Source organism: Streptomyces sp. NPDC018031 (assembly GCF_044327625.1).
Lineage (GTDB): Bacteria > Actinomycetota > Actinomycetes > Streptomycetales > Streptomycetaceae > Streptomyces.
In genome coordinates, this window is sequence record NZ_JBIRFT010000047.1 from 1 (window position 1) to 5,223 (window position 5,223).

The following is a 5,223-nucleotide window of genomic DNA, read 5'->3' on the forward strand; positions in this document are numbered from 1 at the left end:
ACAGCACCGCGGTCTTCCCCGCGACCGCACGACCCACAGCCACCCCACCGGCCGGCTCACCCGCCGCGACAGCCGCCAGCCCCGCCAGCAACTCAGCACGATCCGACGCCACCACCACCGCACGCCGCTCCAGCAACGCACGACTGGTCACGGACGAGAAGCCGAGGTCCGCAAGGCCCAGCTCGGGGTCGGCCAGCAGCCGCGCGCGCAGCCGTTCGGCCTGGGCCCGCAGCGCGTCCTCGCTCCGGCCGGAGACCAGCACCGGCACCGCGCCGGCCGGACGCTCCGCCGGCTCCTCGGCCGGCTGCCGGTCCTCGGCGGGCGCCTCCTCCAGGATCACGTGCGCGTTGGTGCCGCTCACGCCGAAGGACGACACGCCCGCGCGCCGCGGCCGGTCCGAGGGGGCCGCCCACTCCTGCGCCTCGGTGAGCAGCTGGACGTCACCGGACTCCCAGTCCACGTGCGGGGACGGCTCGTCCGCGTGCAGGGTGCGCGGCAGCACCTCGTGCCGCATCGCCATCACCATCTTGATGACGCCCGCGACACCGGCCGCGGTGGAGGTGTGGCCGATGTTGGACTTGATGGATCCCAGTCGCAGCGGGCCGTCGGTCCGCTCCCGGCCGTAGGTGGCCAGCAGTGCCTGCGCCTCGATCGGGTCACCCAGCTTGGTGCCGGTGCCGTGACCCTCCACCGCGTCCACCTCGGCCGGGCTCAGGCCGGAGTTGGCCAGCGCCTGCCGGATCACCCGCTCCTGCGAGGGGCCGTTGGGCGCGGTCAGACCGTTGCTCGCACCGTCCTGGTTGATCGCGCTGCCGCGCACCAGGCCCAGGATCCGGTGACCGTTGCGGCGGGCGTCGGAGAGCCGCTCCACCACGAGCAGGCCCAGGCCGTCGGAGAACCCGGTGCCGTCCGCGTCCGCCCCGTACGCCTTGCACCGGCCGTCCGGCGCCAGTCCGCGCTGCCGGCTGAAGTCGATGAGCAGCTGCGGTCCGGTCATCACCGAGACACCGCCGACCAGCGCCATCGAGCACTCGCCGGCGCGCAGTGCCTGCGCGGCGAAGTGCAGGGCCACCAGCGACGAGGAGCAGGCGGTGTCCACCGTGACGGCGGGCCCCTCCAGTCCCAGGCTGTAGGCGACCCGGCCGGAGATGACGCTCGTGGTCGAGCCGGTCAGCAGGTAGCCGTCCAGCTCCGGCTGCAGCGAGCGGCTGTAGTCGGAGGTGACCGCGCCGGTGAAGACACCGGTGTCGCTGCCGCGCAGCGAGGTCGGGTCGATGCCCGCGTCCTCGAACGCCTCCCAGGCGGCCTCCAGCAGCAGCCGCTGCTGGGGGTCCATGGCCAGCGCCTCGCGCGGGCTGATCCCGAAGAACTCCGCGTCGAAGTCGCCGACGTTGTCGACGAACCCGCCGCCGCGGGTGTACAGCTTCCCGGACTGGTCCGGGTCCGGGTCGTAGAGGCCCTCCAGGTCCCAGCCGCGGTCCTTCGGCAGCGCCGTCACCGCATCCCGGCCCGACGCCACCAGCTCCCACAGGCCGTCCGGCGAGGTGACGCCACCGGGGTAGCGGCAGCTCATGCCCACGATCGCCAGCGGCTCGTCGGCCTCCGCCTGCCGCGGCCGGGCCCGCCGGGTCCGGACCGCCTGCCGCGGCGCCTCGACGGCACCACCGATCTCGGCGAGCAGCAGCCGGGCGACCGCCATCGGGTTCGGGTGGTCGAAGACCAGGGTGGCGGGCAGCCGGAGCCCGGTGGCCTGGGTGAGCCGGTTGCGCAGCTCGACCGCGCTCAGCGAGTCGAACCCGAGCTCCTTGAACGCCCGGTCCGCCTCGATCGCGGCACCCGAGGCGTGCCCGAGCACGGAGGCGACCTGTGCCTGCACCACCTCCAGGACGACCTTCTCCCGGTCGGCCTCCGGCACGCCCGCCAGGCGCTGGGCCAGCGACCCGCCGGCGGACTCCGCGCGCCGGGCCGGGGCGCGCACCAGGCCGCGCAGCAGCGCCGGCAGCATCCCGGCGCGGGCCTGGCCGCGCAGCACGGCGAGGTCCAGCCGGACCGGGGCCAGCAGGGCGGCGTCCAGTCCGAGCGACTCGTCGAACAGTTCCAGTCCGGATCCGGCGGACAGCGCGCCGACGCCCATCCGCTCCAGCCGGGCCAGTTCGGCCTCGTCCAGCTCGCCGGTCATGCCGGTGGCGTCCGCCCACAGGCCCCAGGCCAGCGAGCTCGCCGGGAGGCCGGCCGCGCGCCGGACGTGCGCGAGCGCGTCCAGGGAGGCGTTGGCCGCGGCGTAGTTGGCCTGGCCCGGGCTGCCGATGAGGGCGGCCATCGAGGAGAACAGCACGAACGCCGACAGCTCGGTGTCCGCGGTCAGCTCGTGCAGGTGCCAGGCGGCGTCGAGCTTCGGCCGCATCACCCGCTCCAGCTGCTCGGCGGTGAGCGCCTCGATCACACCGTCGTCCAGCACACCCGCGGCGTGCACCACCGCGGTCAGCGGCTGCTCCAACGAGCCCAGCAGACCCGCCAGCTGCTCCCGGTCCGCCACGTCGCACGCCTCGACCCGCGCCGCACAACCCAGCTCCGCCAGCTCACCGACCAGCTCGGCCACCCCGTCGGCGGCCGGACCACGACGACTGACCAGCAGCAGCCGACGCACGCCGTGCCGCTCGGCCAGATGCCGGGCGAACAGCGCACCCAGACCACCGGTACCACCGGTGATCAGCACCGTGCCCTCCGGGTCCAGCGGCGCCGGGACGGTGAGCACCACCTTGCCCACGTTGTGGCCCTCGCGGAGGAAGCGGAACGCCTCCCGGCCCTGGCGCACGTCCCAGGTGCGGACCGGGGCGTGCCGCAGGACACCCTGCTCGAACAGCGAGGTGATCTCGGCGAGCATCTGCTGGATGCGCTCGATGCCCGCCTCGTACATGTCGAACGCCCGGTACCGGACGCCGCTGTGCTCGCGGGCGACGGCCTCCGGGTCGCGGATGTCGGTCTTGCCCATCTCGATGAACCGGCCGCCCCGCGGCAGCAGGTCCAGCGACGCGTCGACGAACTCGCCCGCCAGCGCGTCCAGCACCACGTCGACCCCGGCGCCGTCGGTGGCCGCCAGGAACGCGTCCCGGAAGTCCAGGTCGCGGGAGGAGGCCAGCCGGTCGTCGGCGACCCCCAGCTCCCGCACCGCGTCCCACTTGGCCTGGCTCGCGGTGGCGAAGACCTCCGCGCCCAGGTGACGGGCGATCTGCACCGCGGCCATGCCCACGCCGCCGGCCGCGGCGTGCACCAGCACCCGCTCACCGGCCTGTACACCGGCCAGGTCCACCAGCCCGTGGTAGGCGGTGAGATAGACCACCGGCACCGACGCGGCCTGGGCGAACGTCCAGCCCGCGGGCATCGGCGCCAGCATCCGCCGGTCGGCCACCGCCACCGGGCCGAAGGCGCCCGCGAACAGGCCGAACACCCGGTCGCCCGGCGCCAGGCCGGTGACCTCGGGGCCGACCTCGAGCACCACGCCCGCGGCCTCGCTGCCCAGCGGGGCCTCGCCCGGGTACATGCCCAGCGCGATCAGCACGTCGCGGAAGTTCAGGCCCGCGGCCCGCACCCCGACCCGCACCTCGCCGGCCGCCAGCGGACGGCCCCCGTCGGAGGGGACGATCGCCAGGTCCTCCAGCGAGCCCTTCCGGCCGATCGACAGCCGCCAGGCGTCGCCCTCCGGCGCCGCGGCGGCACGTCCGAGCCGGGGCGCCAGCACCCGGCCCTCACGCACCGCGAGCTGCGGCTCGTCCAGGTCGAGCAGCGCACCCCACTCCGGCTCGTCGCCGGCCAGGTCCACCAGCAGGATCCGGCCCGGGTGCTCGGACTGGGCGCTGTGCACCAGACCCCACACCGGGGCCTGCGCCAGGTCCGGGGACTCCTCGCCCACCGCGACCGCGTGCCGGGTCACCACGACGAGCCGGGCGTCGCCCAGCCGCTCTCCGGCCAGCCAGCGCTGCACCAGCTCCAGCGCCCGGCCCGCGGTCGCCCGCGCGGCTTCGGCGACGTCCTCCGCGCCGGCCGGGGCGGTGACCTCGGCGACCACCAGCTCCGGGGCGGTCGCGCCGTCGGCGAGCGCCTGCTCCAGGGCGTCCAGGTCGGCGAACCGCTCACCGGCCACCCCGAGGTCGCCGAGGACCGCCAGCCGTACCGGCCTGGCGGCGCCCACCGTCACCGGGGTCCAGTCCAGCTGGTACAGCGGGCTGGACTTGGTGCCCTGCACGTTCTCCAGCTGCGCCTGCTCCACCGGGCGGAACACCAGCTTGTCCAGGCGGACGGCCAACTCGCCGTCCTCGCTGGTGACATCGACCCGCAGGGTGGACTCGCCGGCCGAGCTGATCCGCACCCGGGCCCGGGTGAGGCCGGTCTGCCCCAGCCGTACCCCGGACCAGGAGAACGGCAGGACCACGGAGTCCCCGGGCTCCTTCTCCAGCAGCCCGCCGTGCAGCGTCGCGTCGAACAGGCCGGGGTGGATGCCGAAGCCCTCACCGCCGGCGCCGTCGGGCAGCGCGACCTCGGCGAACACCTCGTCGTCCCGGCGCCATACCGCGCGCACGCCCTGGAACGTCGGTCCGTAGTCGTAGCCGAGGTCGGCCATGCCCGCGTAGAGCGCGTCCACCGAGGTCGGCTCCGCGTCCACCGGCGGCCACTCGGACTGCCAGACCGCGACCGGCTCGTCGCCGGGGGCGAGCCAGCCGCGCCCGTGGCAGGTGGTCTCCGGCTGCTCGTCCGTGTCGCCGGTGACCGGCCGGGAGTAGAGGGTCACCTCGCGGCGGCCGTCGTCGCCGGCCTGGCCGACGGTGACCTGGAGCTGCCGGGCGGCGTCCTCCGGCAGCAGCAGCGGTGCCTCCAGCACCAGTTCGTCCAGCACCTCGCAGCCCACCTTGCGGCCGGCGGTGAGCGCCATCTCGACCAGCGCGACGCCCGGCACGATCACGGTGCCCAGCACCATGTGGTCACGGGTCCACGGCTGCGAGTCCTGCGAGATCCGGCCGGTGAACAGCCACTCGTCGCGGTCGCCGAACTGCACGGTGGCCGCGAGGACGGGGTGCTCGACACGGGCCAGCCCGGCGGCCGTGGCGTCGCCCGCCCCGGCGTCGGGCGCGATCCAGAAGCGTTCGCGCTGGAAGGCGTAGGTGGGCAGCTGGACGCGCCGGGCGCCACTGCCGGCGAAGAAGCCCGGCCAGTCCACCCCCACACCCG

The 5,223-nt window shown here is 75.3% G+C and carries 1 protein-coding gene; it reads right to left on the bottom strand.

The genetic code is table 11. The features are described 5' to 3' along the window. Nucleotides 1–5,212: SDR family NAD(P)-dependent oxidoreductase (locus ACH4B3_RS34100; protein WP_398469651.1), on the bottom strand; the 5,212-nt coding region annotated here is incomplete at its 3' end. Between the last annotated feature and the right edge of the window lie 11 nt (nt 5,213–5,223).